This window comes from Streptomyces sp. KL109B, assembly GCF_030766935.1.
Lineage (GTDB): Bacteria > Actinomycetota > Actinomycetes > Streptomycetales > Streptomycetaceae > Streptomyces.
Map to the genome: position 1 here is coordinate 194,594 of NZ_JASERL010000011.1, position 26,294 is coordinate 220,887.

Below are 26,294 nucleotides of genomic sequence, written 5' to 3' on the forward strand. Positions count from 1 at the left end.
CGTGGTCGCCGGAAAGTCGTTCACCCCCGTCACCGTGCCGAAGGCGGCCGATGTCCTGGCCGCCGACATCCGGGAACGCATCCTCTCCGGTGGCCTCCCGGAGGGCTCGATGCTGCCGCCGGAACGGGAGTTGGCGGAGCAGACGGGCCTGAGCCGCGCCACGGTGCGCGAGGCGCTGCGCATCCTTCAGGTCGAGCGGCTGCTGCGGATCAGGCCGGGGCGGGGCGGTGGCGCGTTCGTGCACCGCCCCGACCACGAATCCCTGGCCAGTGCCGTCGAGTTGGTGATCCGGGGCCAGCGTCTGCGGCTCGACGCCCTGCACGAGACGAGGGAGGCCCTCGAGCCCGCCTGCGCGGAGCTGGCCGCCGTCCGTCGCACGGAGCATGACCTGGAACAACTCGATGCGGCCCACGCGGAGTTGGTGGACGCCGGCGCCGCCGGTGACGTGCCGCGGTTCCTGCGCGGCAACATCCGCTGGCACACCGTCGTGGCCCGCGCGTCGGGCAATGAGCTGCTGATCGGCTTCATGAGCGCCCTGTCCGGATCGATCCACGCGGCCACGGACATCGAGGGGTTCCTGGACGACGACATTCGCCGGGCGACCGTGCGGGCCCACGCACGGGTCACCCGGGCGATCCGGGAGCGGGACGGGAAGGGCGCGAAGCGTCGCATGGAGCGGCATGTGTGCGCCTTCGCGCGACTGGCGGCACGAGTAGACATGCGTGAACGACTGGAGCTGAAGCCCGAGGAGGCGGGCGAAACAGCAGCAGATCCGCCCCGCGGCACGCCCCACTGAAGCATCCCCCGGCACGCCGCACACCTCATACAGCGCGCCCGCCCACAAGTGTCGCCCGTACGCAGTCGGCCGTCAGGTTCTCGAGCGCCTCCCGCAGCGATACGTGGAGCAGGCACAGGTCCGCCGCCGCGCCCGGCGCGACGGACCGGGGCGGGCCGGCCGGAGCATGCGGAGCGCCCAGGAAGAGCCCGAGGGCCTCACGCGGCGCCACTCCTTCGGGACCGCTCCGCCCAGCGGCCGCGCGCATCACCGCCCAGGGGTCCGCCGTGCCGTACGGGGCATCCGTGCCGGCGGCCACAGGGATACCGGAGGCGCGGAGGGTGCCGCAGCGGTACAGGTGGGCCTGATCGTCGTCGGCCACGTCCGTCTCGTACGCCATCGCCCGCTCCACCGGGAAGTGCGGCTGGGTGACCACGGTGACGCCGAGCCGGCCCAGCCAGCCGAGAGCCTCCGTGGGGATCACCGCACCGTGCTCGATGCGGTCGCCCGGCACGCTGCCCGCCTCGTCGAGCGCGAGCAGCGTGACGAAGAGTTGGACGCGGGTGACGCAGTGGACGGCGACGGCGCGGGGGCGGGCCGCCACGACGCGCGTCGCGAGCTCGTTCGGTGTGGGCAGTGTCGGATCGTCCAGGCGGATCTTCACCGGGGCGGCGGGGTCCAGGCCGAGGACGGTGAGACGTTGCGGAAGGGGACGGAGGAGGGTGCGCAGATCGGCAGCGGGTTCGGGGTCGGCGTTGGTGAACCCGGTGATGCCACGGGCCGCTGCCCGGCGGCCGACCCCCGCCAGGTCCAGAGGCGTCGGTGGGACGCGGGGCCGCAGGCGCTCGTCCGCGCGCCAGAACCTGCCGTCCCCGGCGCTGTCCAGACCCGCGGCGCGCAGTGCGGCGCCGTTCCACATCCACAGTTCGCCGCTGCGGTGCTGCACGCGCACCGGCCGGTCGGCGACGATCCGGTCGAGCGCCGCTCGGTCAAGGGGGCCCGCGACGCTCTCGTGATAGCCGACGGCCCGCACCCACTCCCCCGGCTTCCCGCCCCGCAGCGCCTCCGCGAGTCGTTCGGCCCCGCCCACGTCCGCCGGGCCGACGCGCACGGATGCCTGCTCGGCGGCCAGCGCGGCGAGGTGCACATGGTGGTCGTGCAGCCCGGGCAGCAGCGCACCGCCCTGCCCGTCGATCCCGTCGCGTCCGGCGAGCCGCGCCCCCACCTCGACTACGCGCCCGGCCGCCACGCGCACGTCCACCCGCCCGAGCGCCTCGACTTCCACGTCCCGGATCAGCACGGTGCATCACCGCCCCGCGGCGGCTACATCCGCCGCGCATGCCGCCATGGCGACGTCCAGGAGGTGCCCGCCGCCGTCCCGCAGCGACCGGGCCACGGAGCGGGCCGCGTACAGGCCGGTGACAGGGTCGGCCAGGGCGTCGCCCAGGAACACAGGGCCGGCGCCGTCCAGGGGCCACGCGACGAGTCCGCCGGCCACCGCCGCGTCGTCGCCGAAGGCGATCCGGTCGTCGGCGCGCCCGTAACCCGTGATGCTCGCCCACACGCGGCCGGGGCGCCCGGCGAGGAACCGTTCGGCGTCGAGCCCCGCACGGCGCAGGGCCCGGGGGCGCGACGCCTCGATCACCACGTCGGCATCGGCCACCGCGGAGCTCAGCGCGGCGGGGTCGGCGAAGTCGAGGACGACACCTTGGTGGTCGTCGTGCAGGTGCCGGTAGAAGGCCGGGCTGCCGCCACGTGCGCCGTCGGGACGTGTCGTGCTCTCCACCTTCAGCACCTGGGCGCCGCCGAGGCCGAGCAGTCGGGCGCACAGCGGCCCTGCCCACAGCGCCGAGAAGTCCACAATGCGGATCCCCTCGGGCGTCCGGGGCGGACCGGTGGGACCGACGCGTTCGTGGCGCACAGGCGCGCGGCTGCACCGCTCCGAGCCGAGGGAAGCCGCGGCAAGCCCCAGCAGTTGGGCTCTGCCGACGACCTCCGAGGCGGAGCTGCCAGCCACCGCGTCCGCCAACTCGTCCCTGTCGCCGAGCAGATTGAGGAGAGCCGGTAGACAGGCGCGGTCCTCGGCGCGCGCCAGGTTGACGGCCACCCAGCCGTCGGCGGCGCGCAGCAGGCGGCAGGTGCCACCCGACGAGGTACGTCCTGGAGGCGCGAAGCCGGCGAGCCGGGCCCGCAGGAAGAGTTCCGTGTCGAGGTCGACCGGGACACCGGTGAGCTCTGTGAAGTCCCGGGCGACTGAGGGAAGCCGGCGCAGCGGCCCGTCCAGAAGACGGGCTCCCGTCTCCCCCTCCCCAGGCAGAGCGACGTTCTCCAAATCGACGACCACCCTTCTCCCGTATGGATCGACAAATTACACTCGCGCCGACGCGAACGGGAGACATCCAGCAGGAGGGCGGGTACCGGAACGCATGGACACCCCCTGGGAACTCGTCGACCTCGACGACGACTTCAGTCGTGGCACGAAGGGCTGCCGCCTTTCCGAACCGGTGCCGCGCGTCGTCATCGCATTCGCCGCGCGCCCCGTGGACGTCGCGGCCGAGGCGTGCGACGTGCTCCTGACCGGAGCCGAGGATGCGCCGCGCCCCTGGGTTCGGTGCCCGGACCCCCGGGAGAGCGCCGCCCGGCTGTGTGAGGCGGTCGAGGCGAGCGCCGACGCGGCGGTCGCGCTGGTCCATGTCCTGCGCCTGGGACGGAGTCTTGGTGTGCCGGAGCGTCTGGTGGCGGAGTCGCTGGCGTACTCCGCCCTGCAGGGCGGCGCGCGCTTTCGGCACTGGCTCGCGAGCACGCCGCGCGGCGCCGCCCGGCCCGCCGCGCATCCGGTGCGCCTGGATCGCGCGGGTGAGTTGCTGAGCGTCACCCTGAACCGGCCCTGGGTGCGCAATGCCGTCGACGCGGCCACCAGGGACGCTCTATGCGAGGCGCTGACGGTGGCCGTCGCCGACCCTTCGGTCGCGCGGGTGGACCTGCGCGGCAGCGGACCCGCGTTCTGCAGCGGCGGCGACCTCAGCGAGTTCGGCTCGTCGACCGATTCTGCCCGCGCCCACCGGGTACGCGTCGAGCGCAGCCCGGCGGGCCTGTTGGCCCGTTGCGGGCAACGGGTGACCGCACATCTGCATGGCGCGTGCGTCGGGGCCGGCATCGAACTCGCTTCGTTCGCCGGCCGGATCGTGGCGACGCCCGACACTTGGATCCGGCTGCCCGAGGTCGCCATGGGGCTGATCCCCGGCGCCGGTGGCACAGCCGGGATCCCTCGCCGCATCGGCCGCCACAGGACGGCCTGGCTGGCCCTGTCGGGCGTTCAGTTGACCGCGCACGAGGCCCTGGACTGGGGGCTGGTCGACGTGATCCTTGAGAGCGTTCAGGACGGTTGATGCGCGGCGGCCCCGAACGAACCCGCTGAGCGGAGCTGCTCGCGACTCCCCTTCACGCTCTTCTACTCGGGGGGAAACACCGGTTTCCCGTTGTCCGTGCCGGTGATCGAAATCGCCTCGACCGGGCACGATTCCGCGATTTCCAGCACTTCCTCGGACTCGGGCATCGACGCGGCGCGTGCCCGGCCCTGGCCCTGGTCGTCGCGTTCGAAGGCGTCCGGCAGGGAGGCCACGCACAGGCCGGTGCGGACGCAGACCCGAGGGTCGACCGACACGTCCCACCGTTCCGTCATCGCCCCGCACCCCCGATCACCAGGGGCAGCGTCTTCCAGCCGCGTACGGTCGAGGTCTGGGCGAGCTCCGCGCCGTCCCAGTCGACCTCCCAGTCGGGGAAGCGCCGCAGGATCTCCTCGGCGGCCACCCGTCCTTCGAGGCGGGCGAGGGCCGCGCCGAGGCAGTAATGAGCTCCGACGCCGAACGACATGTGCTGGGTGACGCGGTGGATGTCGAACCGGTCCGGGTCGGGGAAGCGGGCGGGGTCCCGGTTGGCCGCGGCCTGGATGAAGAGCATGGCGCTGCCCGCCGGCACCGTCCGGTCGTACAGCTCGACGTCCCTGGTCACGTAGCGGGCGGTGAAGGGCCCGGTCGGCTCGAAGCGCAGGATCTCCTCGATGGCGCCCGGGACGAGGGAGGGGTCGGCCGCGAGTTCCCGTCGGGCCTGCGGGTAGCGGGCCATAAGGGCGCCGAACCAGCCGATGAGGCGTCCGGTCGTCTCGTTGCCCGCCCCCGCGACCACCGTGCAGTAGGTGAGCACCTCTTCGTCGGTGAGGGTGCGCCGCACGCCCTTCTCGTCGTCGAACTCGGCGGTCGTCAGCTCGGTCATGAGGTCGTCCGAGGGGTGTTTCTTGCGCCAGTCGATGTACTCCTGGAGCCCTTCGGTGTTCAGCATCTCGGAGGGGTCGAGCCTGCCGCGGCCCGTGGTGTCGAGGATCGCGTCGGTCCGGTCGCGGTAGATCTCCTGGTCGGCCTCCGGGATGCCGAGGAGCATGCCGATGACCCGCATGGGCATCTCGGCGCCGACGGCCTCGACGAGGTCGAAGCGTGCGGCGCCGGTCACCGGTTCGAGGACACGGGTGCAGAAGTCCCGGATCCGTGGCTCGAGTTGGGCGATGCGGCGCGGGGTGAAGACGCGGGCGAGGAGGCGTCGGTGGATGTCGTGGACGGGCGGGTCCTCGAAGATGAGGGTGCCGGGCGGGATGTCGACGTTCGCCTGGATGATCTCCAGGATGTCGCCGCGCGAGGACGAGTAGGTCTGCCAGTCGGCGAGTCCGCTCTGCACATCGGCGTGCCGGCTGACGGCGTAGAAGTCGTGCTCCGCGTTGTAGTAGAGCGGCGCTTCTTCGCGCAGGCGGGCGTAGAGGGGGTAGGGGTCCTGGGCGAGGGCGGGGTCGAAGGGGTCCCAGGCGAGGGTTTCGGCGGTGGTCATTTGAGCATGGCTCCCGCGTCGACGGTCTGTGTGCTGCCGGTGACGAAGCGGCCTTCGTCGGAGGCGAGGTAGAGGATCGCGTTGCTGATGTCGCGGGCCTCGACCCACGGCGTCGGCAGGATGTGCATGCTCTGGGAGGCCTCGGCGAAGTCGTCGACGGTGGGGTTCTCCAGGTCGGGGCGGAACATCCTGTACGTCCCCTCGTGCATCACCATCGGGGTGTTGACCTGGCTGGGGTGGACGGTGTTGACGCGGATGTTGTGTTCGCCCAGCTCCCAGGCCAGGGTGCGCATCAGGCCGACGACCCCGTGCTTGGCGGCCACGTAGTGACCGATGTGGGCGTGGCCGCGCAGGCCGCCGACGGAGCTGGTGAGGATGATCGAGCCGCCGCGGCCGCCGGCGATGATGTGCGGGATCGACACCTTGGCGGTGAGCCAGACGCCGGTGAGGTTGATGTCGACGGTGTCGCGCCAGGTCTTCTCGTCCATCTGGTGCATGAGCGCGCCGTTGCTGCCGATGCCGGCGTTGGCGCAGACGATGTCGAGTCGGCCGAACTGCTCGACACCCTCGTCGACGGCGGCCTTGAGCGCGTCGTGGTCCCGGACGTCGGCCTGGACGGCGTGGATGCGGCGCCCGAGCTTCTGGACCTGGTTGACGGTCTCGTCCAGGTCCTCGGGGGTCGACATGGCGAACTGGACGCCGTCGAGCGGTTTGCAGACATCGATGGCGATGATGTCGGCGCCCTCTTCGGCGAGGCGAATGGCGTGACTGCGGCCTTGGCCGCGTGCCGCTCCGGTGATGAATGCGACTTTGCCTGCTACGCGTCCGGGCATGGGGTACCTCGTTCCTGACGGGTGGGGTCGGCTCGGGTCGGTGTTTCAGCGGTGGCGTCGGCGGGCGAAGGCGAGCACGAGGAGGGCGCCGAGGGCGAGCGCGACGGGGACGGCGCGCTTGAGCGCCGCGTCGCCTGCTGCGGTGGCCTCGACGAGGTCGAGCGGGGCCGTTGCCGCGGGGGTCGCCGGTGCGGCGGAGCCGGCGGACAGCTCGGCCGACAGGTTCTGCGCGAACCGGTCCATCAGCGCCGCGGAGACCTCACCGAGGGTGGCACGGCCGAACTGTGCGGGTCTGCCGGTGATGGTGAGTTCGGTGTGGACGTGGATGTCGGTGCGGTCGCGGCCGGCTGCGGAGAGGCGGCAGGTGACGACGGCCTTCGCCGTGCCGTTCCCGCGGCTCTCACGGCCGCCCGCCTCGAGCACCACGACCTTCGCCTCCTCGTCGCGGGAGAGGAAGGTGACGGTGCCGTGGTAGACGAGGCCGATGGGGCCCAGCTTGACCTTGATCCTGCCTTGGTGTGTGTCACCGTCGCTGGAGGTGAGCGTGGCGCCGGGGACGCAGGGCGCGACACGCTCGACGTCGAGCAGTGCCTGCCAGGCGGCGTCGACCGGGAGGGGAATGCCGAGGGTGTTCTCCAGCTTCATGCGGGCGCCTCCTCTCCCTGGGCGGCCGCCCGCACCGCGTTGACGATGCCCTGGTATCCGGTGCAGCGGCAGAGGTTCCCCGTGAGGGCCTCGCGGATCTCGTCGTCGGTGGGCTTGGGGTGTTCGGCGAGGAAGGCGGTGACCGAGACCACGAGGCCGGGCGTGCAGAACCCGCACTGCAGGCCGTGGTGCTCACGGAACGCCGCCTGGACCTTGGTGAGTTCACCGTTCTGCCCGGAGAGTCCCTCCACGGTCGTGACCTCCGCGCCGTCGGCCTGCACGGCGAACAGGAGACAGGCGCGCACCGCTTCCCCGTCGAGCAGGACGGTGCAGGCGCCGCACACACCGTGTTCGCAGCCGAGGTGGGTGCCGGTGAGTCCGCAGTCGACGCGGAGGAAGTCGGCGAAGGTGAGGCGTGGTGACACGGTGGCTCGGCGGCCGGTTCCGTTGACACGTACGTGGATGTCCACGGTCGTCGGGTCAGGCATGGAGTGCCTCCTGTACGGCGCGGCGCCAGGCGCGGGCGACCATGGCGGCGCCGACGCGGGTGCGGTAGCGGGCGGATCCGTGCAGATCGGAGGGGACGGATTCGAGGTCTTCGGTCGCGGCGCCGCCGATGTCGTCGGGCGACACCTCGACGGGGTCGGCGCCGATGAGCTGGGCTTCCGCGGTACGGGCCCGGCTCGCGGTCGGGCCGAGTCCGAACAGGCCGATGGCACACCGGTCGATGTGCCCATCGGTCCCGACGCGCAGCGCGACGGCGGCCCCGGCGATGGCGAAGTCGCCGCGCCTGCGGGCGAACTCCTCGACAGCGAATCCGCAACGCCCGTCCCAGGGGCGGATGGTGAGGGCGGTGAGCAGCTCGTCCTCGGCGAGTGCGGTGCTCCACATGCCGGTGAGGAAGTCGGCGGCCGGGAGGGTGCGGCGCCCTCGCGGCGAGACGGCCTCCAGTTCCGCGTCCAGCGTCAGCGCGACGGCGGGGTATTCGGCCGCCGCGTCGGCGTGTGCGAGGGAGCCGCCCACGGTGCCGCGGCTGCGGATCTGGAAGTGTCCGATGAGGGGTGTGGCCAGGGCGAGGAGTGGGACGGCGGCACGGATCTCCTCGGAGCGCTCGACGGCGGCCTGGGTGGTGGCCGCACCGATGCGTACCGCTCCGTCGGCGCGCCGCTCGATGCCACGCAGTTCCTCGACGCGACGCAGGTCGACGAGGTGCCCGAAGGCGGCGAGCCGCAGGGCGAGCATCGGCACGAGGCTCTGTCCTCCGGCGAGGACCTTCGCCTCGTCGCCCCACTCGGCGAGCAGCGCGACCGCTTCGTCGGTGGTGGTGGGTGCGTGGTAGGTGAAGGGCGCGGGTTTCACGGGGCCGCCACCTCCCGCGCCCGCGCTGCGTCGATGAGACCGACGATCGACGCGGGCGTCAGGGGCAGGTGGCTGATGTGTACGCCAAGGGGTGCGAGCGCGTCGGCGACGGCGTTGACGACGGCCGGGGCGGAACCGATCGCGCCGCCCTCACCGACCCCCTTGAACCCACCGGGTCCCGGCCCCGCCGTCTCGACATGTCCGATCTCGATCACCGGTACTTCGGTGGCGGTCGGCAGCAGGTAGTCGAGGAAGGTGGTGGCGAGCGGGTTGCCGTCCTCGTCGTGGACGTAACTCTCGTAGAGGGCGCCGCCGATGCCCTGCACGGTGCCGCCGATGATCTGCCCCTCGACGACACTCGGGTTGATCATCGGTCCGCAGTCCTCGCTGACGATGTAACGCAGCAGTGTCACCTCTCCGGTGACGGGATCGACCTCGCAGGTGCACAGGTGGGTCGCGTTGGCCCAGATCATCGGGTGCGGAGTGTGGAAGCGCCCACTGGCCTCAAGTCCGGCGGGGGTCCCCGGCGGCAGCTCGTGCACCTGGTAGTAGGCGAGGTGGGCGATCTCGGCGAGCGTCAGGGTGGCCGCAGCACCGACGACGCGCGCCCGGCCGGCGGCGAACTCGACGCTTTCGAGCGGAACTTGGAGTTTGTGCGCGGCGATGGCGACGATGCGTTCCCTGAGTACGCCGGCCGTCTCGGCGATCGCGCCCGCCGTCATGGGCCCGGAGCGGCTGCCACCGGTGCCGGCGCCGTAGGGGGTGACGGCCGTGTCCCCTTGGATCGTGCCGACGTCCTCGACGGGGACGCCGAGCGCGTCCGCCGTCAGCTGGACGACGGTGGTCTCCAGGCTGTTGCCGCAGGAGCCCCCGGCGACGTACACGTTGACCTTGCCGGAGGGTTCGATGCGGAGGGTGGCACCTTCGGTGGCGTGGAAGGGGGTGGCGCCCGCGGTCGGTTCGACATACGTGCAGCTGCCGACGCCGAGGTGGCGTCCGGCGGCTCGGGCCCGTTCCTGTTCGCGGCGGAAGGTGTCGTAGTCGAGCATCTTCAGGGCCTGCTCGAAGGTCTCGCGTGGGGACATGTGGTCGTAGGGCATGCCGTTGCAGTTGGTGGTGGGCAGCTCGTCGCGGCTGAGCATGTTGCGGCGGCGCAACTCGACGGGATCGAGGCCGAGTTGACGGGCGGCCGTGTCGAGCAGGACCTCGCGCGCCATCGACTCGTACTGCCAGGGGCCTCGGTACGCCACGCGCCCACTGGTGTTGGAGAACACGAACCGGGAGGAGAACGTGCCCTCCGGGATCCGGTACGGGCCGGGGAACAGCATGCCGACGGCGATGCCGCTCTGCACGGGCGACGGGGTGGGGTAGGCGCCGGCGTCCTGGACGTGGTCGAGGGTCGCGGCGAGGATCGTGCCGTCCTCGGCGAAGGCCATGCGGGCCTCGCCGTGCTCGTGGCGCGCCTGCCCGGCGGCGAGCAGGTGCTCCTGCCGGTCCTCGATCCACTTGAGCGGGGCGGGCAGCCGGCGGGCGGCGAGCATCACGCACATGTCCTCCCGCTGGGGCAGCACCTTCTGCCCGAAGCCGCCTCCGGTGTCACGGGCCACGACGCGCACCCGGTGTTCGTCGATGGCGAGCAGGCGGGCGCAGAAGGCGCGCACCTCGTGCGGGGACTGGGTGGCCGCCCAGACCGCCATCTCCCCGACGGCCGCCGCCCACTCGGCGACGATGCCGCGGGTCTCCATGGGGACGGGGCCGTACGCCTGCTGGTGCAGCGTCTGGCTGACGACGTGCGGGGCCGAGCTGAAGAGAGGGTCGAGGTCGGCCATGGGGCGCCCGCCGAGCTGTCCGACGAGATTGCCGGGCCGGTCGGCGTGCACGGATTCCGTCGAGTCGAGGGCGTTCGCGTAGTCGACGACCGCGGGCAGTGGTTCGTAGTCCACGAAGACCAACTCGGCGGCATCCTCGGCGACATAGCGGTCCGTGGCGACGACCATCGCGACCGGATCACCTACGAAGCGCGCCTCGCCCTCGGCCAGCGGTGGGCGTGGTGTGTCCGGGTCGTCGGTGCCGTTGAGGGTGTACCACTGCTCGTGCACACCGGAGTTGAGGTCCGCCGCCACGAACACGGCGTGCACGCCGTCGAGTTGGCGCGCCTCGGAGGTGTCGATGCCGAGGATGCGGGCGCGCGCCATGGGGCTGCGGACGAAGTGGGCGTGCAGCATGCCGGGACGCACGACATCGTCCACGTAGGTTCCGCTGCCGGTCAGGAGCCGGGGGTCCTCGACTCGCGGGGTGCTGGTGCCCACATACGGGGCGTGCGGGGGCGGTCCACCGCCTGGTGCCATCGGTACGTTCCTCCATCCCGATACCGGATGATGCTGAACGACTGTTTAACCGAGGTGCTGAACGACTGTTTAACACCCACGGATCGCCACCGTCAAGCACAATGACGGCATGACTGCTGCGCCGCGCCGCATGGGCGCCGAGACTTCGAAGACCCGCCTGCAACTGCTCGACGTCACCGAGCGGTTGATGCTGGACGAGGGGTACGCGGCCGTGGGCGTACGACGGGTGGCGCGCGAGGCCGAGGTGGCGCCGGCACTCGTCCTGTACTACTTCCGCACGCTCGACGACCTGTTCCTCGCGGTGCTGCGACGGCGCGCGGAGCAGGAGCTGGCACGGGTTGACCGGGTCCTCGACGGGCCGGAGCCGCTGCGCACGCTGTGGCGGCTCAGCAGCCACCCCGGCAATACGCTCACGACCGAGTTCGCGGCGCTCGCCAACCACCGCAAGGCGATCCGCGCCGAGTTGTCGGCGCACGCGGACCGCTACCGGGAGGCACAGGTCGCGGCCCTGACGCGCAGGCTCACCGAACTGGGGGTGGAGCTTCCGGCCGAGCTGTCACCGGCCGTGCTCCTGGTGCTCACCAACGCGCTCGGCCGGATCCTGATGATGGAGAACACGATGGGCATGTCGACCCGGCACGCCGAGACCATCGCGTTCGTGGAGGACTTCCTGAAGCGCTATGACGGCGCGCCGGAGCCGTCGCCCGACGCGTGAGCGCGGCGTTCAGTCCTCGATGCCGTCCCCGGTGACGCCGTGCTCCCCGAGCCGCGGCGGCGCCCCGTACGACGGTTCGTACCCGGTGATCCGCACCGGGCTCCCGACCAGCCGGAACTCCCCCGCCTCGATCACCGCGCGGGGTGTGCGCCCGAGCGCCTCGGGCAGCGTACGGACCGCGGCCGCCGGGACGTTCAGTGGCCCAAGCCGGGCCTCCCAGCGCTCCGCCGTGTCCGCGGCGAGGGCCTTCGTCACGGCGGCGATCACGTCGTCCCGCCGGGCCGCCCGGCCCTGCATGGTCGCGAACGCCGCCTCGCCGATGCCCGCCTCGGCGGCGAAGGACCGCCAGAAGCCGTCGTGCGTGACGAACAGCGCCAGGTGCCCTTCGGCCGTGGGGAACAGCTGGGCCGGCACGTAGTAGGAGTGGGCGCCGCCTGTGCGGCCCGGGACGGTGCCCTCGTTGAGATAGGCGGCGGCGCGGTAGTTGAGCTGGGAGAGCATGACATCGCGCAGGCTCACGTCCACCTGCCCGCCACGCCCGGAGACGATCTGTGCGAGCAGCCCCAACGCCGCTGTGATTCCTGCCGAGTTGTCGGCCGAGGAGTAGCCGGGCAGGAGTGGCGGGCCGTCCGGGTCGCCGGTCAGGGCGGCGACGCCCGTGGCGGCCTGGACGACGTAGTCAAAGGCCGGCGCGTCGCCCTCGTCCATGCCGTAGCCGGTGAGGGCCACGCACACGAGGCGGTCGTTGTGGGACTTGAGCGACTCGTATGTCAGGCCGCAGCGGCGTATCGCCGACGGCTTGAGGTTCACGAGCAACGCGTGTGCTTCACGCGCGAGTTCGTGGAGCCGCCGCTGCCCCGCGTCCGTCGTCAGGTCCACGCGGATGCTGCGCTTTCCGCGGTTGAGGCTCGCGAAGTAGGAGTCGGACACCTGCCGTGACAGGTCTCCGCCGGGCGGTTCCAGCTTGGTGACCTCTGCTCCCAGGTCGGCCAGGAGCATCGTCGCGTAGGGGCCGGCGAGGATATGGCCGACCTCCAGGATGCGGATGCCCGCGAGCGGTCCGGCACTCACCGCAGCTCCGCGGCGATCGCCGCCACGGTCTCGCGGGTGCGGCGTTTTGAGGCGACGAGTTCCTCGCGGCCTTCGCCGATGGGCAGGAGGCGTACGGACAGGTCCGTGACGCCCGCGTCGGCGAAGCGCTGGAAGCGGGCCTTGATGGCCGTCTCGTCGCCCGCCGCGCACAGGTCTCCGACGTCGCGCGCGTCCCCGTACTCAAGGAGCCGCTGGTAGTTGGGCGAGATCTCGGCCTCGCCGAGGATCCGGTTGGCGCGCTCGCGGGCGGCGTCCACCTCGCTGGGACGGCACAGGCACACCGGGATACCGGCGACGATGCGCGGCGCCGGACGCCCCGCCTCCTGGGCCGCCTTGGTGATTCGAGGCACCACGTGGTCGGCGACGGAGCGCTCGTCGGCCATCCAGAGGACGGTTCCGTCGGCGCGCTCCCCCGCGATGCGGAGCATGACCGGGCCGAGCGCGGCGAGCAGGACGGGCAGCGGGGCGACGGGGGCGAGGCCGAGCGGGTTGTGGACGGTGAAGGTGCCGTTCTCCACGTCCACCGAACTCGTGCCGCCCACGGCCGGGTTGAGGACGTCGAGGTAGTCGCGGGTGTAGGCGGCCGGTTTCTCGTAGGGCAGCCCGAGCATGTCCCGCACGATCCAGTGGTGCGAGGCCCCGACACCGAGCGCGAGCCGGCCCCCGGCCGCCGCGTGCACGGAGAGGGCCTCGCGGGCGAGGGCGACGGGGTGCTGGGTGTGGACCGGCACGACGGCCGTGCCGAGTTCGATGCGTGAGGTCACCGACCCCATGAGCGCGACGGCCGTCAACGCGTCGAAGTCGGTCGGGACCTGGGGCACCCACACCGTGTCGAACCCGGCTCCCTCCGCCCATCGGACGTCGTCGAGCATCCGGGCGGCCTTGCGTGCGCTGTCGCCCCGTTCGGGGCCTGACATCACTCCGATACGCATCTGGGGGCTCCTCACGAACGGGCTGCGGTCAGCTTGCGGATGTCGGCCACGATGTAATCGAGGGGTGTGCCGGTCGGGTACACGGCGGTGGCGCCCGCTTTCGTCAGACGGCGGATGTCGGCGGCGGGGATCGAACCGCCCACCACCACGGCGATGTCCTCGGCGTGCGCGGCCCGCAGCGCCTCGACGGTCCGCGCGGTCAGGGCGATGTGGGCGCCGGAGAGAATGCTCAGTCCGATGACGGCCACGTCCTCCTGGACGGCGGTGGCGACGATGTCGGCGACACGTTGGCGAATACCGGTGAAGACGACCTCGAAGCCGGCGTCCCGCAGCGCCCGCGCGACGATCTTCGCGCCGCGGTCGTGCCCGTCGAGCCCGGGTTTGGCGATCAGGATCCGCGTCCCCATCAGAACACCACCGGCTGCTGGAACTCGCCCCACGCCGCGCGCAGCACGTCGGACATCTCGCCCACCGTGCAGTACGCGGCCGCGCAGTCGACGAGCGGCCCCATGAGATTGACGTCGGGCGAGTCCGCGGCCCGCCTCAACTCCCCCAGGGTGCGCCGGACTTCGGCACCGTCGCGCTCGTCCTTCACCTGCCCGAGCCGCTTGAGCTGCCGTTCGCGCCCGTCGGCGTCGAGCTCGTACGTGGCGAGGTCCGGCGGCGGCGCCTCGGCCGTGAACCGGTTCACGCCGACGACGGGCCGTGCGCCGGACTCGATGTCCTGGTGGGCACGGTAGGCCTCGTCGGCGATGAGTCCCTGCAGATAGCCGTCCTCGATGGCGCGGACCATGCCGCCGTGCCGCTCCAGGTCGTCCATGATCTCGACGACGCGTTCCTCGGTGGCATCCGTGAGGGCCTCCACGAAGTACGAACCTCCCAGCGGGTCGGCGACCGACGCGGCCCCCGTCTCGTACGCGAGCACCTGCTGGGTGCGCAGCGCCTCCGTCGCCGATTCCTCACTGGGCAGCGCGAACGGCTCGTCCCAGGCGGCGGTGAACATGGACTGCACCCCGCCGAGGACGGACGCGAGCGCCTCATAGGCGACCCGTACGGTGTTGTTGCGGGCCTGGGGCGCGTAGAGCGAGGCGCCGCCCGCCACACATCCGAAGCGGAACATGCACGCCTTGTCGGTCTTCGCGCCGAAGCGTTCGCGTACGAGGGTGGCCCAACGTCGGCGTCCGGCCCGGTACTTGGCGACCTCCTCGAAGAAATCGCCGTGCGTGTAGAAGAAGAAGGAGATCTGCGGGGCGAACTCGTCGATGGTCATCCGACCGCGGTCGAGGACGGTCTCGCAGTACGTGACGCCGTCGGCGAGCGTGAAGGCCATCTCCTGGACGGCATTGGCCCCGGCGTCGCGGAAGTGGGCGCCCGCCACGGAGATGGCGTTGAAGCGGGGCACTTCGGCGGCGCAGAACTCGATGGTGTCAGCGATCAGCCGCAGCGACGGCTCGGGCGGCCAGATCCAGGTGCCGCGCGAGGCGTACTCCTTGAGGATGTCGTTCTGGATCGTGCCGGTGAGCTGCGCGCGCGGGATGCCGCGCTTCTCGGCCGCGGCCACGTACAGGGCGAGCAGGATGGCCGCCGTCCCGTTGATGGTGAAGCTGGTGCTGATCTTGTCGAGCGGGAGGTGCTCGAAGAGCAGCTCGGCGTCGGCGAGGCTGTCCACGGCGACCCCGACGCGCCCCACCTCGTCGCCGTACTCCGGGTCGTCGGAGTCGTAACCGCACTGGGTGGGCAGATCGAGCGCCACGGACAGGCCGGTCGAGCCCTGCTCCAGGAGGTAGCGGTAGCGGCGGTTGGACTCCTCGGCGGTGCCGAAGCCGGAGTACTGGCGGCGGGTCCACAGGCGGCCCCGGTAGCCGGTCGCGTAGTTGCCACGGGTGAAGGGGAAGGTGCCCGGGGCGGGTGGCTCGGCGGCGCGGTCGCCTTGGGTGTAGACCGGTTTCAGGGGAAGTCCTGACGGGGTGCGGGCCTGGGCGTCGTCGGTCATGAGCGCGGCGATTCCTCCATGAGCTGGTCCTTCAGAACCTTGCCGGTGGCTCCCAGCGGCAGTGTCTTGCGGAACTCGATGTGCCGGGGCACCTTGAACCCGGCCATGCGCTCGCGGCTCCAGGCGATGAGGTCCTCTGCGGTGACCTGTGCGCGGGCCACCACGAACGCCTTGCCGACCTGGCCCATGCGGTCGTCGGGCACTCCGATGACGGCGGCCTGGGCGACGGCGGGGTGTTCGAGGAGGAAGCCCTCGATCTCGGCCGGGTAGGCGTTGAAGCCGCCGACGATGAACATGTCCTTCTTGCGTCCGACGATCCGCAGCCGGCCCTCCGGGTCGAGTTCCCCGAGGTCGCCGGTGTGCAGCCAGCCGTCCGGGTCGATGGTCCCGGCGGTGGCGGCGGGATCGTCCAGGTAGCCCCTCATCACGGCGTACCCGCGCACGAGCACCTCGCCGTCCTCGGCCACCCGCACCTCGAATCCCTCGCAGGGGCGGCCGACAGTGGTGGCGACGGCCTCGTACGGGTCGCCGGGACGGGAGGCGGTGACAGTGCCGGCCTCGGTCAGCCCGTAGCCGGTCATGAGGTGTTGGAAGGGCAGTTCGGTGGTGACGCGTCGCACCAGCTCCACCGGGATGTCGGCGGAGCCGGTGACGGCGACGCGCAGGGTCGACAGGTCGCGGCCCGGCGGGGCGGCGAGCAGCGAGTGGTAGAGGGTGGGCGGCCCGGGCAGGACCGTGATCCGCTCGCGCTCCACCAGGTCGAGCACCACGTCCGTGTCGAAGACGGGGACCGGCAGCATGGTGGCGCCGCGCAGGAAGGAGGCGACCAGGCCCGCCTTGTAGCCGAAGATGTGGAAGTACGGGTTGACCATCAGATACCGGTCGCCCTCGCGCAGCCCGGTCAGCCGGCACCACTCGTCGTAGCCGCGCAGGGTCTGGCCGTGGGTGGTCATGACGCCCTTGGGGCGTCCGGTGGTGCCCGACGTGAAGATGATGTCGGCGAGGTCGTCCTCGCCGACCTCGCGCTCGAAGGGTGTCCCGGAGGCCAGGAAGCCGGAGGTCACGTCGATGGCCGGGATGCCGTCCGGCGCCGTGAACTCCCGGTCCAGGAAGCCGTTGTGGACGAGGACGGCCTTCGCTCCGCTGCGCCGCACGATGTCGTGTGCCTCGGCGTCCTTGAAGCGGGTGTTCACCGGGACGAGGACACCCCCGGCGGCCGTGAGCCCGAAGGCGGCGACGATCCAGTCGACCGAGTTCGGCGCCCAGAGCGCGACCCGGTCCCCCTTGCCGATGCCGAGGTGCTGCGCGTAGGCGCCCGCCGCCACCCTGATCCGGTCCGCGAGCTGACGGAACGTGAGACGTACCGGGCCGTCCACGACGGCCTCTGCGTCCCCGAACCGCTCGGCGGCACTGAGCGCCATCTCGGGGATGCTGCGCCACTTCATCTCCCCGACGGGTACGTTCGCCGGGCCGCTTCCGGGGGCGCTCACGGGGCCATCAAACGGGCCAGGTTCCCGCCCATCACCTTCGCCTTGTCGGTCTCGTCGAGCTTGCCGAGGAAGTCGACGTAGCTGAGGGGATCGGCGAGGCCTTCGGGGTGCGGGTAGTCGGAGCCGAACAGGACGCGCTCGATGCCGATGAGGTCACCCAGGGCGGCCATGTCCTCCTCCCAGAACGGGCTGATGTGGATGTGCCGCTTGAAGACCTCGACCGGGTCCTCCTGGAACTCGTGCGGCATCTTCTTGTACACGTCGGCGAGCCGGCCGAGGACGGGCTCCACCCAGGAGGCGCCCTGCTCGATCACCGCGACCTTCAGCTCGGGGAACCGGGAGAGCATGCCGTGGCAGATCATCGACGACACCGCGTCCTCGATCGGCCGCCACTCCGCGATCTGGCGGAAGGCATTGGGCTTGAAGGGCAGGAACTCGCGGGTGCCGCCCTCCCAGTCGTTGGCGTAGTTGGAGTAGCCGCTGTCGGAGGAGTGGAAGGTGACGAGCACTCCGAGTTCCTGCACCCGCTTCCAGAACGGGTCGAACTCGGGCAGTGCGAAGGAACGGGTGACACCGCCGGGTCCCGGCACGGGCGCCGGGCGGACCAGGATCGCGCGGGCGCCGCGCTCCACCACCCAGTTCAGCTCCTCGATCGCCTTGTCCACGAACGGCAGCGTGACCACGGGAACGGTGAAGATGCGGTCCTGGTGGACGAACCCCCAGGTCTCGTGCAGCCACTCGTTCAGCGCGTGGATGACCGCGTGGATCAGCTCCGGGTCGTCCTTCATCCGCTCCTCTATGAGTGAGGCGAGCGTCGGGAACATCAGGGAGCGCTCTATGCCGAGGTCGTCGAGGAGTTGCAGACGGGGGCCCGGTTCGCGGAAGGCGGGGATGGCACGCATCGGCTCGCCGAAGATCTCCCGGCGGGTCTTTCCGTCGGGGTTGCCGAGCTTGAAGTACTCCTCCATCGCGCCGGGCCTGGCGACGACGTCGAAGGTCGGGTTCGGTATGTACTCGCTGATCTGCCCGCGGATCGCGATCTTCGTGCGGCCGCGGACGTCGACGTATTCGATGGCCCCGTCGTACTGCTTGGGCAGGTACCGGGTCAGCGCCTCCCGGGTCTCGTAGAGGTGGTTGTCCGCGTCGAACAGCGGGAAGGGCAGGCTGCGCGAAGGCATGAGATCCTCCTTAACCGATTGGGAGAATCATATTCTCACCGGTTGCGCGAGACAACGTCCTGTCGGAGTACGAACTTCTTCACCTTGCCGCTGGCGGTGCGCGGGAAGTCCTCGACGCCGTGAATCTCCTCCGGCCACTTCTGCCGGGCGATGCCCGCGCGCTCGAAGTGCGCCCGCAACTCGGCCAGGCCGGGCAGGACTTGGCCGGGCAGCATGCGCAGCACGGCGGCCGCGTGCTCGCCGAGGCGGGCATCGGGGGCGGCAACCACGGCGGCCTCCGCGACGCCGGCCATGCCCAGCAGCACCTCCTCGACCTCCAGGGCGCTGATGTTCTCGCCGCCACGGATGATGACGTCGGCCTTGCGGTCGACGATGGACAGGCAGCCGTCCTCGTCGACGACGCCGATGTCGCCGGTGCGATACCAACCGTCCGCGTCGAAAGCCGACTTGGTGAGTTCGGGGTCGGTGTAGCCGAGGCACAGGTCGGGGCCGCGGGTGAGAATCTCCCCGTCCTCGTCGAGGCGCACCTCCACGCCGCCCAGCGGGGTGCCGTCGGTGTGCAGCCGGATCCGGGCGGGGCCGTCGTGCGGGGCCCAGGTGACGGAGGGGTGCTCGGTGGATCCGTACGAGCGGAACGCCCTGATGCCCAGCCCCTCCAGACGAGTCGTCACGGCGGACGGGACGGCGGAGCCGCCGAGCCCCGCGTACTTGAGGCGGGAGACGTGCTCGGGCGTGCAGTCCGGATGGTCGAGCAGGCTCGTCATGTAGTACGTCGCTCCCCCGCCGACGACCAGGTCCTCGTGGGCGATGAGGTCGAGCGCCTGGGCCGGGTCCCATACGTCACCGAGGTTGATCGGCGAGCCGTCGAGCACGGGGATCAGGAACGCGTTGACCATCCCGATGAAGTGCCCGACGGGCGCGACCGTGAACTGCTTGCCCCGGTCGGGCGGGTAGGCGGCGGACAGCTGCCGTGTCTCGCACAGCAGCGTCTGGTGGCTGTGCACCACCCCCTTGGGGTCGCGCGTGGTGCCGGAGGTGAAGGCGATCAGTGCGGGCGCGGCCGGGTCGGCGGGCAGGAAGCCCGCCATCGGCTCGTCGGCGAGCAGCTCCTCGAAATCACGTCCCACGATTCCCACCACGGGTACGGACGCGCTGAGTTCGGGGTGGAACTCCTGGCGGCCGAAGCGCTCGGCGGCGAAGAAGGCGCTCGGCCGTGTGGAGCGCAGGATGTAGCCGACCTCCTTGGGGCCGTAGAAGTGCACGATCGGCACGACCACCGCACCCAGGAGGGCCGAGGCCCAGAACACGACGGCCGCCTCCCGCCAGTTGGGCAGCTGGAAGGCGACCACGTCGCCCGGCCCTACGCCGCGCTCATGCAGTCCTGCCGCGAGCCGCCGCGCGGACCGCTCCACGTCGGCGAAGGTGCCGGACCAGGGGCGCACCTTCGAATGCACCCTGAACTCCGCGTCGGGGGCCAGCCGCAGACGCTCCGTCAGGAGTTCACCGAGAGTCTCGACGGTCCACCAGCCCTCGGTCTCGTAGCGCCGGGCCAGCTCGGGCGGGATCGTTCTGAGCGCGGTGACCGGGATCGTCGGCATGGAAGAAACCAACCTCCTCGTGGCATGCCCCTGCACGCGAGAACGCGTATGAGAATTAAACTCTCTCAGATAGAGAAGCTATGTTCCATATGCTGGTTCCACACTTACGGGAGGGCTTCGCATGGTCGACCTCGAGCTGGACGGCGCACTCGCCGTCGTCACCATCAACCGTCCGCACGCACGCAACGCCATCGGGCCCGCCACGATGGACCGGCTGGAGAAGGTGCTCGACGCCGTCGACGAGGCCGAGTCCGGTGGCACGACACACGCGCTCGTCATCAAGGGGGCCGGCGAGAAGGCGTTCGTGTCGGGCGGGGACCTCAAGGAACTGGCGGCGCTGCGCACCGAAGAGGCCGCCATGGAGATGGCGCTGCGGATGCGCACGATCTGCGACCGCATCGCCGCGTTTCCGGGGCCGGTGATCGCCGCGTTGAACGGGCACGCCTTCGGCGGCGGCGCCGAGTTCGCGCTGGCCGCCGACATCCGGGTCGCGGCCGACGACGTACGGATCGCCTTCAACCAGGTCGCACTGGGGATCATGCCGGCGTGGGGCGGGGCCGAACGGCTCGCGGCGCTGGTGGGGCCGGGGCGGGCGTTGCTGCTTGCCGGGTCGGGGCAGGTGCTGAGCGCCGGTGAGGCCGAGCGGGAGGGCGTTGTGGACCGGGTGTTGCCGCGGGGTGAATTCGAGGCGGGCTGGCGGAAGTCGGCCCAGGCGCTGGCGCATCGGCCGGCTCGGTCGATCAAGCGTGTGGTGCGGCCACCGGGGGTTTCGGCCCAGGAGGCCGCGACGGCCTTCGCGCGGCTGTGGGTCTCCGACGAGCACTGGGCGGCGGCGGATCGGGTGATGTCGCGGGGGAAGTAGGGCACGGCGCCCACTACTCGGGTATTCAGCTTCTCTTATGGCGAGAGTACCGTTTCCGGCATGACGGAAACGGGACGCAAGGCGTCGCACCGTGTCGTCCAGTGGGCGACCGGGAACATCGGGAGTCGCACGCTGCGGGGCATCGCCGAGCATCCGGAGCTCGAGTTGGTCGGCGTCCTTGTGTACGGCGCCGACAAGTCGGACCTGGACGCGGGTGAGTTGTGCGGCCTTCCGCCGCTCGGCGTGCGCGCGACAACGGAGTTGGCGGATGTCCTCGACCTCAAGCCGGACTGTGTGCTCTACGCGCCGCGCGAGCTGGACGCCGACGCGGTGTGCGCGCTGTTGGAGGCGGGCGTCAACGTCGTCGCCACGCGTACCGACTTTCACCACCCCGAGGCCATGGACCAGTCCCTGCGGCGCCGCATCGAGGCCGCCTGTGAGGCGGGCGGCAGCAGCATCCACAGCACGGGCAGCAGCCCCGGCTTCGTGACGGAGGCGCTGCCGCTGGTGCTCGCGTCCGTGCAGCGGCGGCTCGACGGGCTACTGATAGAGGAGTTCGCCGATCTGTCGAAGCGCCCCTCCCCCGGGCTGCTCTTCGAGGTGATGGGGTTCGGCGGGCGGCACGAGGCGTTCGACGAGCGGCGACTCGCCTCGCTGAAGTCGAGCTTCGCGCCGTCGCTGCGGGTGGTCGCCGACGCGCTGGGCCTGGAGGTCGAACAGGCCGAGGTGCACGGCGAGTTCGCGTACGCCCGCTCGCGTACGACCATCGCCGCGGGGGTGCTGGAGGCCGGTTCGGTGGCGGCGCAGCGGGTCACCGTGGCCTGGACGCGCGCGGGCCGACCCGTGCTGCGGTTCCGTGCGAGCTGGTACTGCACCGAGGACCTGGACCGCGACTGGGACCTGCGGGACACCGGCTGGCGGCTGACCGTGGACGGTGACGCCCCGCTGGATGTCACCGTCCGCTTCCCGGTGGCCCCCGAGAACGCCGCCGCCACCTACCCCGGCTACACCGCGAACCGCGCCGTGAACGCGGTGCCGTGGGTGTGCGCGGCGGCTCCCGGGATCCGTACGACGGCCGATCTGCCGCACATGGTGTCGACCTTCCCTCAAGGCTGACGGGCTCCGCCCACGTCGTTGCGGTGGATCCTGCCGCCCTTCATCACGAACCGGACGTCGCCCGTGACCGCGACCTCCGAAAGGGGGTCGCCGGGTACGGCGATCACGTCGGCGAGGAGGCCGGTGTCGAGCCTGCCACGGTCGTCGACGTCGATGAGGGCGGCGGAGACGGTGGTCGCGGCGCGGATGGCGTCGAGTGGGGACATGCCTCGCTTCACGAGCGCGATCAGCTCCTTCGCGTTGCGCCCGTGCGGGATCGCGGGGGCATCGGAGCCGCAGGCCACTCGCACACCGCGGCGGATGGCCTCGGAGATCGTGGCGCGCGCCCGCGGGAACACCTCGGCGGCCTTGGCCTGCAGTGCGGGGTCGGCGTGCGAGGTGTCCATCTCGTCGTTGAGGGAGGTGGTCGCCACCAGGAAGGTGCCCTCGCGCACCATCCGGTCGAGGGTCTCGCCGCTGGTGAGGAAGCCGTGCTCGATGCAGTCGATGCCGGCGTCGAGCGCGGCCGTGACCGCCTGTTCGCCCATGCAGTGCGCGGCGACCTTGCGTCCCGCGCGGTGCGCCTCGTCGACGATGGCGCGCAGTTCCTCGTCGGAGTACTGCTGGGCGCCGGCCGGGCCGGTGTGCGACATCACGCCGTTCGAGGCGCACACCTTGATGACCCACGCGCCGTGCTTGATCTGGTAGCGCACCGCCTTGCGCACCTCGTCGACACCGTTGGCGATCCCCTCCTCCACCGTCAACGGCAGCACGTGCGGGGCGAACGCCTGGAACATCGTCGGGTCCAGGTGCCCGCCCGTGGGTGTGATCGCGTGCCCGGCCGGCACGACTCGGGGGCCTTCGATCCAGCCGTGGTCGATGGCCTTCTTCAGTGCCACGTCGAGGAGCAGTCCGTTGGTCTGCAGGAAGAGCCCCAGGTTGCGCACGGTGGTGAATCCGGCGCGCAGGGTCCTGCGCGCGTTGGCGACGGCCCGCAGGGTGCGCACGGCCGGATCGTCCTGCACGGCGATCAGCGGGCTGCGGTGGTCGGGCCCGCCGAGCAGCAGGTTGACCTCCATGTCCATGAGTCCGGGCAGCAGGGTGAGGTCGCCGAGGTCGACGATCACCGCATCGTCGGGAACGGCGCCGGACCCGACGCGGGTGATGTGTTCGCCCTCGACGAGCAGTTCGCCCGGGGTGACGTACTCACCCTTGTCCACATCGAGGAGGCGGGCGGCGCGGAGCAGGACGGGGGGCTGTGGGGTGTGCGGGCGGGGCATGGTCGGCCTCCCGGGTCAGACGGCCGGTTCGAGGACGGCGTCGATGCTGGAGGGGCCGGAGTCGGGGACCCGCGGCTGCCGCCAGGCCTCGACCGGGAAGGCGACCGTCACCAGCGCGCAGAACAGCCACAGCAGCCGCTTGTCCTGCTCCGAGATGTCGTCGAGCGTGACCCGCTCCAGGTACTCCTTGTTGGCCTGGAGCAGCGGGAACGCGGCGTTGTAGAAGGCGTCGAGCTCGTCCATGGTGCTGGCGAGCCGCTTTGCGTAGCGGGCCTTCTCGCCCTGGACCGCCCAGTCGGCGAAGGGCTCCAGGGCTTCGAAACCGGCGGGAAAGACATTGGCCATGGCGGGGTGAACCTCCGGGATTCAGCCTTGGTACTCGTCGACGTAGGAGCGCGCGGAGTCGTGCAGGTGCCGCAGCAGCACTTCCTGGTCGTTGAGCGGGAACGTGTCGACGGTGCGGGATTCGAGCATGGTCTGCGTGGCCTCGAGCGTGTTGCCGTCCTGCAGCCCGTACTCCTTGAACGAGACGGCGGCCAGCTCCTGTTGGAGGCGCTGGAAAGCGTTGGAGGGCGGCACGAAGTAGCAGGTGCCCTCGAAGATGTGCGTGTTGTACGAGGTCGGCCAGTAGTGGTACGTGAGCACCCAGTTGGGCCGCCAGATGAGCAGCATGAAGTTCGGGAAGAACACGAACGAGTCCATGCCCCAGCGCTTGTCGCGGGTCGGGTTGATGGCGGGCGGCAGGTCCTTGGTCTCCACGCCGATGTCCGGGGCGTTCCACGGGCCGAACAGGCCGGATTCCAGGGCGGCTTCGATGGGCTTGACCATCTTGCGGTCGTGCGGGGGCGCGATGCCGCCCCAGGAGGACACCATCGAGTGGGGGCCGTCGGTGGCGTAGTGCAGTCCCTCGTACCCGTACTTCTGGATCTTGCGGGCTTCGTCGGCCATGTACTGGCCCGAGTGCAGGATCGGCGCGTGGTAGAACTCGGCGAAGGCGTCGATGAACAGCTTCCAGTTGGCGCCGATCTCCGCCCGGTACTTGTGCACCTGGGTGAGCTTGTGGAACGGGTAGCCCTCGATGCCCTTGGCGAACTCGCCGAGATACTCGCGCAGCGGCGTGGTGTTGTCGGGGTCGAGGTTGACGAAGATGAACCCCTCCCAGACCTCCGTGTGCACCGTCTTGAGCCCGTAGTCGGCCTTGTCCAGGTCGAAGAACTCGTCCTCCTGCTGGACGAAGGCGAGCTTGCCCTCCAGGTCGTAGCGCCAGGCGTGGTACTTGCAGGTGAACTGGCGGCACACGCCGCTGGTCTCTTCCTTCGGGAAGTCGTTCCACACCAGCTTGTTGCCGCGATGGCGGCAGACGTTGTGGAAGGCGCGGATCTCGTCGTCGGTGCCGCGCGCGACGATCACCGAGGTGCGTGCGGCGTCCAGTTCCTTGGTGAAGTAGCTGCCCTTGCGGGGCAGTTGTTCCACCCGGCCCACGTTGAGCCACGTCCTGCGGAAGATGGCGTCCCGCTCGAGCTCGTAGTGCCCGGGCGAGATCGAGTCCTCGTAGCTGATCGGCTTGGTGCCGATCTTCAGATGCTCGGTCCAGCTGCCCTCAGCCGGCTTCTTGAAATGCGCCATGGGGTCCGACCCTCCAGTCCGACGACACCACTCACGGTCGATGACTCGGTACTCGCTAGATTCGATAACCTCGATCTCTAGTTGTGAGAACGGTATTCTCCCGTCTGATCGTGCGTCAAGCGGTCCGCGCAGGCAGGGCCCTCGCCGTACCCGCCACAGCGGCCGACACGGCCGACAGATCCGCACAGAACCGGAGGATGCGTGATGATGCGATTCCTGTTCCACTACCCGGAGGCGCAGGGGCCGGACGCCGACCTGCTGGACGCGGGGCAGCTGACCGAAGTGGCCCGTGCCGCTGAGGAGTTCGGGTTCTCGGGCCTCTCCTTCAGCGAACACCCCGCACCCGGTGCGCGGTGGCTGAACCACGGCGGGCACCAGACGCTGGACCCCTTCGTGGCGCTGTCCCACGCGGCGGCCGTTACCACGCGGCTGCGGCTGCTGACGTATCTGGCCGTCGCCCCGTACCGCAATCCGCTCCTGCTGGCCAAGCAGGCGGCGACGCTCGACCGGCTCTCCGGCGGGCGCCTGACGCTCGGCCTCGGCGCCGGGTACCTCAAGGGCGAATTCCACGCCCTGGGAGTCGACTTCGAGGAGCGCAACGCCCTGTTCGACGAAGTCCTGGACGTGCTGCCGCTGCACTGGAGCGGGGAGCCGTTCAGCTACGCGGGGCGGCACTTCAACGTCCGTGACGCGCAGGCCCTGCCGCGTCCGGCGCAGCAGCCGATACCGGTGTGGATCGGCGGCAACTCGCGGCTGAGCCGGCGTCGGGCGGCGGAGCGCGCGCAGGGCTGGATGCCGATGTCCGGCGGCGCGGAACTGAGCGCGACGGCCCGCACGCCGGCGCTCGGGCCGCTCCCCGAACTGGCCCGCGCCATCGAGGAGGTGCGCCGCGCCACCGCCGCGGCGGGACGCGGTGAGCGCATCGACGTCCTGCACTCGTACCAGGACGCAGGTCTCGGCGAGCCGGCCCTGGAGGCGGACCGGCACCGGGAGGCGTTCGCCGCGTTGGAGAAGGCCGGGGTGACATGGGTTGCCGTGTCGTGCCCGCACCGCTCGGCGGCGGCAACCCTGGAGTTCCTGGAGGCGTTCGGTACGACGTACACGCACTGACCCGAAGGCCGGTGGCTCAGCGCACACTCCTCGCGACGGCCGCCGGCCCCTGGTCCGCCCGCAGCGCCCCGCCCCGCCGGAAGAACTCCTCCGCGCCGACCGGCTCCGACGCGCCGGGCGCCACCGCGTCCAGCGCCCGGCGTTTGAAGGCGCGGGCGGCGACGCTGAGCCGGTGGTGTGCCGGCCCGCCGCCGTCGCCGAGGTCCGTCGTCGTGGTCGCGCCCCAGAACCTGATGTCGGCGAGGCCGCTCTCGCGGGTCCGCGCCACCAGGTGTCGTACCCGCTCGTCGGTGGCGTACAGACCTGCCTCCACCGCGACGGCGAGACGTCCCGGCCCGGGAGCCGACGCCACGGGCGCCGCCGCCAGATCGGCCGCGTGCGCGCCGAGGATCCGCAGGGCGCGCTCGTCGCCGCGGCGTACGACGAGCGCCGTGGCGTCCCAGCCGGCCGCCGCCCGGTCGAACAGCCAGCCGCCCGCGCCGCGCACC

The 26,294-nt window shown here is 71.1% G+C and carries 26 protein-coding genes; 6 read left to right on the forward strand and 20 right to left on the reverse strand.

Annotated elements, in window-relative coordinates; genetic code table 11:
* Position 1 precedes the first annotated feature (1 nt).
* Positions 2 to 796 (forward strand): FadR/GntR family transcriptional regulator, encoded by a 795-nt coding sequence (locus tag RBJ65_RS31450; RefSeq protein WP_306320013.1) that lies wholly within the window; start codon positions 2 to 4, stop codon positions 794 to 796.
* Positions 797 to 821: 25 nt separating this feature from the next.
* Here the strand turns inward: RBJ65_RS31450 and RBJ65_RS31455 are convergent, their stop codons facing one another.
* A complete protein-coding gene (locus tag RBJ65_RS31455; RefSeq protein ID WP_306320014.1) occupies positions 822 to 2,075 on the reverse strand; it encodes an amidohydrolase family protein in 1,254 nt (417 codons plus the stop codon).
* Between the two features lie 6 nt (positions 2,076 to 2,081).
* Complete coding sequence (locus RBJ65_RS31460) at positions 2,082 to 3,107, reverse strand: CoA transferase (RefSeq protein ID WP_306320015.1); 1,026 nt, start codon at positions 3,105 to 3,107, stop codon at positions 2,082 to 2,084.
* 94 nt (positions 3,108 to 3,201) lie between these two features.
* On the opposite strand from RBJ65_RS31460, the gene RBJ65_RS31465 reads away from it, so the two are divergent.
* On the forward strand, positions 3,202 to 4,164 hold the full coding sequence (locus RBJ65_RS31465; protein WP_306320016.1) for an enoyl-CoA hydratase/isomerase family protein: 963 nt from the start codon (positions 3,202 to 3,204) through the stop codon (positions 4,162 to 4,164).
* A 62-nt stretch (positions 4,165 to 4,226) separates the two neighbouring features.
* Here RBJ65_RS31465 and RBJ65_RS31470 read toward each other — a convergent pair whose 3' ends face one another.
* From RBJ65_RS31470 to RBJ65_RS31500, 7 genes are read right to left on the reverse strand one after another with little or no spacing between them, the layout of a single operon-like run.
* Positions 4,227 to 4,457 carry a ferredoxin gene (locus tag RBJ65_RS31470; RefSeq protein ID WP_306320017.1) on the reverse strand — a complete coding sequence of 77 codons (231 nt, stop codon included), beginning with the start codon at positions 4,455 to 4,457 and terminating at the stop codon, positions 4,227 to 4,229.
* Positions 4,454 to 5,650, reverse strand: coding sequence for a cytochrome P450 (locus tag RBJ65_RS31475; RefSeq protein ID WP_306320018.1), 1,197 nt, complete (start codon positions 5,648 to 5,650; stop codon positions 4,454 to 4,456). Before RBJ65_RS31475 ends, RBJ65_RS31470 begins: the two co-directional genes overlap by 4 nt.
* Entirely contained in the window at positions 5,647 to 6,483 is an 837-nt protein-coding gene (locus tag RBJ65_RS31480; protein ID WP_306320019.1) for a mycofactocin-coupled SDR family oxidoreductase, read from the reverse strand. The genes RBJ65_RS31475 and RBJ65_RS31480 overlap by 4 nt, the downstream gene beginning before the upstream one ends.
* 45 nt (positions 6,484 to 6,528) lie before the next feature.
* Positions 6,529 to 7,128 (reverse strand): SRPBCC family protein, encoded by a 600-nt coding sequence (locus tag RBJ65_RS31485; protein ID WP_306320020.1) that lies wholly within the window; start codon positions 7,126 to 7,128, stop codon positions 6,529 to 6,531.
* The gene (locus RBJ65_RS31490; protein ID WP_306320021.1) at positions 7,125 to 7,616 is read right to left on the reverse strand and encodes a (2Fe-2S)-binding protein; all 492 of its coding nucleotides are present in this window, start codon (positions 7,614 to 7,616) and stop codon (positions 7,125 to 7,127) included. Before RBJ65_RS31490 ends, RBJ65_RS31485 begins: the two co-directional genes overlap by 4 nt.
* The gene (locus RBJ65_RS31495; protein WP_306320022.1) at positions 7,609 to 8,487 is read right to left on the reverse strand and encodes a xanthine dehydrogenase family protein subunit M; all 879 of its coding nucleotides are present in this window, start codon (positions 8,485 to 8,487) and stop codon (positions 7,609 to 7,611) included. Before RBJ65_RS31495 ends, RBJ65_RS31490 begins: the two co-directional genes overlap by 8 nt.
* Positions 8,484 to 10,835, reverse strand: coding sequence for a xanthine dehydrogenase family protein molybdopterin-binding subunit (locus RBJ65_RS31500; protein ID WP_306320023.1), 2,352 nt, complete (start codon positions 10,833 to 10,835; stop codon positions 8,484 to 8,486). Before RBJ65_RS31500 ends, RBJ65_RS31495 begins: the two co-directional genes overlap by 4 nt.
* 109 nt (positions 10,836 to 10,944) lie before the next feature.
* On the opposite strand from RBJ65_RS31500, the gene RBJ65_RS31505 reads away from it, so the two are divergent.
* Positions 10,945 to 11,550: a TetR/AcrR family transcriptional regulator gene (locus tag RBJ65_RS31505; protein ID WP_306320024.1), complete on the forward strand. Its 606-nt coding sequence runs from the start codon at positions 10,945 to 10,947 to the stop codon at positions 11,548 to 11,550.
* A 9-nt stretch (positions 11,551 to 11,559) separates the two neighbouring features.
* On the opposite strand, the gene RBJ65_RS31510 is transcribed toward RBJ65_RS31505, so the two are convergent.
* From RBJ65_RS31510 to RBJ65_RS31540, 7 genes are read right to left on the reverse strand one after another with little or no spacing between them, the layout of a single operon-like run.
* Positions 11,560 to 12,621: a CaiB/BaiF CoA-transferase family protein gene (locus tag RBJ65_RS31510; protein WP_306320025.1), complete on the reverse strand. Its 1,062-nt coding sequence runs from the start codon at positions 12,619 to 12,621 to the stop codon at positions 11,560 to 11,562.
* Positions 12,618 to 13,574 (reverse strand): LLM class F420-dependent oxidoreductase, encoded by a 957-nt coding sequence (locus tag RBJ65_RS31515; protein ID WP_306320026.1) that lies wholly within the window; start codon positions 13,572 to 13,574, stop codon positions 12,618 to 12,620. Before RBJ65_RS31515 ends, RBJ65_RS31510 begins: the two co-directional genes overlap by 4 nt.
* An 11-nt stretch (positions 13,575 to 13,585) precedes the next feature.
* Positions 13,586 to 13,981, reverse strand: a complete 396-nt coding sequence (locus RBJ65_RS31520; RefSeq protein ID WP_306320027.1) for a cobalamin B12-binding domain-containing protein — start codon at positions 13,979 to 13,981, stop codon at positions 13,586 to 13,588.
* The gene (locus RBJ65_RS31525; protein ID WP_306320028.1) at positions 13,981 to 15,567 is read right to left on the reverse strand and encodes a methylmalonyl-CoA mutase family protein; all 1,587 of its coding nucleotides are present in this window, start codon (positions 15,565 to 15,567) and stop codon (positions 13,981 to 13,983) included. The genes RBJ65_RS31520 and RBJ65_RS31525 overlap by 1 nt, the downstream gene beginning before the upstream one ends.
* Positions 15,564 to 17,012, reverse strand: coding sequence for a FadD3 family acyl-CoA ligase (locus tag RBJ65_RS31530; protein WP_306320141.1), 1,449 nt, complete (start codon positions 17,010 to 17,012; stop codon positions 15,564 to 15,566). Before RBJ65_RS31530 ends, RBJ65_RS31525 begins: the two co-directional genes overlap by 4 nt.
* 41 nt (positions 17,013 to 17,053) lie before the next feature.
* Positions 17,054 to 18,235, reverse strand: a complete 1,182-nt coding sequence (locus RBJ65_RS31535) for an amidohydrolase family protein (protein ID WP_306320029.1) — start codon at positions 18,233 to 18,235, stop codon at positions 17,054 to 17,056.
* Positions 18,236 to 18,270: 35 nt separating this feature from the next.
* Complete coding sequence (locus RBJ65_RS31540; protein WP_306320030.1) at positions 18,271 to 19,833, reverse strand: AMP-binding protein; 1,563 nt, start codon at positions 19,831 to 19,833, stop codon at positions 18,271 to 18,273.
* Between the two features lie 121 nt (positions 19,834 to 19,954).
* Here RBJ65_RS31540 and RBJ65_RS31545 point away from each other — a divergent pair, with 121 nt between their 5' ends.
* Both RBJ65_RS31545 and RBJ65_RS31550 read left to right on the forward strand, forming a co-directional pair.
* Positions 19,955 to 20,695, forward strand: coding sequence for an enoyl-CoA hydratase/isomerase family protein (locus RBJ65_RS31545; RefSeq protein ID WP_306320031.1), 741 nt, complete (start codon positions 19,955 to 19,957; stop codon positions 20,693 to 20,695).
* Positions 20,696 to 20,755: 60 nt separating this feature from the next.
* The gene (locus tag RBJ65_RS31550; RefSeq protein ID WP_306320032.1) at positions 20,756 to 21,811 is read left to right on the forward strand and encodes a dihydrodipicolinate reductase; all 1,056 of its coding nucleotides are present in this window, start codon (positions 20,756 to 20,758) and stop codon (positions 21,809 to 21,811) included.
* On the opposite strand, the gene RBJ65_RS31555 is transcribed toward RBJ65_RS31550, so the two are convergent.
* Genes RBJ65_RS31555 through RBJ65_RS31565 form a run of 3 tightly spaced genes read right to left on the reverse strand, consistent with a single transcriptional unit; the run spans position 21,802 to position 24,696 of the window.
* The gene (locus RBJ65_RS31555) at positions 21,802 to 23,070 is read right to left on the reverse strand and encodes an amidohydrolase family protein (RefSeq protein ID WP_306320033.1); all 1,269 of its coding nucleotides are present in this window, start codon (positions 23,068 to 23,070) and stop codon (positions 21,802 to 21,804) included. The genes RBJ65_RS31550 and RBJ65_RS31555 overlap by 10 nt on opposite strands.
* A 15-nt stretch (positions 23,071 to 23,085) precedes the next feature.
* Complete coding sequence (locus RBJ65_RS31560; RefSeq protein WP_306320034.1) at positions 23,086 to 23,415, reverse strand: hypothetical protein; 330 nt, start codon at positions 23,413 to 23,415, stop codon at positions 23,086 to 23,088.
* Between the two features lie 21 nt (positions 23,416 to 23,436).
* The gene (locus tag RBJ65_RS31565) at positions 23,437 to 24,696 is read right to left on the reverse strand and encodes an aromatic ring-hydroxylating dioxygenase subunit alpha (protein WP_306320035.1); all 1,260 of its coding nucleotides are present in this window, start codon (positions 24,694 to 24,696) and stop codon (positions 23,437 to 23,439) included.
* 204 nt (positions 24,697 to 24,900) lie between these two features.
* Between RBJ65_RS31565 and RBJ65_RS31570 the strand changes: the two genes are divergently transcribed.
* Positions 24,901 to 25,806, forward strand: a complete 906-nt coding sequence (locus RBJ65_RS31570) for an LLM class F420-dependent oxidoreductase (protein WP_306320036.1) — start codon at positions 24,901 to 24,903, stop codon at positions 25,804 to 25,806.
* Between the two features lie 16 nt (positions 25,807 to 25,822).
* Here the strand turns inward: RBJ65_RS31570 and RBJ65_RS31575 are convergent, their stop codons facing one another.
* Entirely contained in the window at positions 25,823 to 26,293 is a 471-nt protein-coding gene (locus RBJ65_RS31575) for a hypothetical protein (RefSeq protein WP_306320037.1), read from the reverse strand.
* Between the last annotated feature and the right edge of the window lies 1 nt (position 26,294).